Below are 1,020 nucleotides of genomic sequence, written 5' to 3' on the forward strand. Positions count from 1 at the left end.
AGCGCCTCGCGACCGCGCACCTCGGGCGCCCCGCCGCCGGCCGCCCAGGACTCGCTGACCACGTCCTCGGTGTGGCACGGCCCGTAGGCGTCCCACTGCTTGGTGTCCATGACGTACAGCCGGCGGGCGAAGACCGCCCGGATCGCCTCGAGGTCCTCCGCCGCGCCCGCGTCCGGAGGCGCGCCCGCGCCGGTAGGCGGGGTCACGTCGTGTAGTCCGCGTTGATCGAGATGTACTCGCGCGAGAGGTCGCACCCGTACACCGTGCAGGCGCCGTCGGCGGAGCCTGACTCGACGCCCAGGTCGACCGAGATCGTGACCTCCTCGGCCCGCATGATCTCGGTGAGCCGCTCGAGTTCGGCCTCACCGGGGAAGGCGGGGTAGGTCTCGAGGTCACCGAAGACGATGCGGACCCGCTCCGGGTCGATGTCCGTGTCCTCGTGGCACTTGCCGATCGCCATGGCCACCCGGCCCCAGTTGGGGTCCGCCCCGTGGACGGCGGTCTTGACCAGTGGGGAGTTGAGGATCGCCTTGGCCACACGCTTGGCCTGGTCGCGGTCGCGGGCGCCGGTGACCTCGACGGTGAGCAACTTGGTGGCCCCCTCTCCGTCGCGGGCCAGTTGACGGGTCAGGTCCAGACACACGGCCTCGAGGGCCCGCCGCATCCCGGCCTCGTCCACCGGCCCGGCCGCGCCGCTGGCCAGCACGATCGCGGTGTCGGAGGTGGAGGTGTCGGTGTCGACGGACAGGCAGTTGAACGTGTCGTCCACCGCACCCCTGAACGCGGTGTCCAGCACACCGGGCTCCACGGCGGCGTCGGTGAAGATCACGGCGATCATCGTGGCCATGTCCGGTTCGACCATCCCGACCCCCTTGGCGATGCCCACGACCTGAGCGGTGCCGCCCGTCGTCGTCGCCACCTCCACCCGCGCCGTCTTGGGGTGGGTGTCCGTCGTCATCATCGCGCTGGCCAGTGCGACCGCGTCGGCGTCGAAGTCGGCACCGGCCAACCCCTCGAGAT

At 71.5% G+C, this 1,020-nt stretch carries 2 protein-coding genes; both read right to left on the minus strand.

What is annotated here, in order from left to right; genetic code table 11:
• Nucleotides 1-206 (minus strand): nuclear transport factor 2 family protein (locus G6018_RS10560; RefSeq protein WP_182639562.1); only part of this gene is annotated, 206 nt, incomplete at its 3' end.
• The coding region (locus G6018_RS10565; RefSeq protein ID WP_182639563.1) for a bifunctional ornithine acetyltransferase/N-acetylglutamate synthase at nt 203-1,020 on the minus strand (818 nt) is incomplete at its 5' end. The genes G6018_RS10560 and G6018_RS10565, both read right to left, overlap by 4 nt.

The organism is Dietzia sp. DQ11-44, assembly GCF_014145205.1.
GTDB lineage: Bacteria > Actinomycetota > Actinomycetes > Mycobacteriales > Mycobacteriaceae > Dietzia > Dietzia natronolimnaea.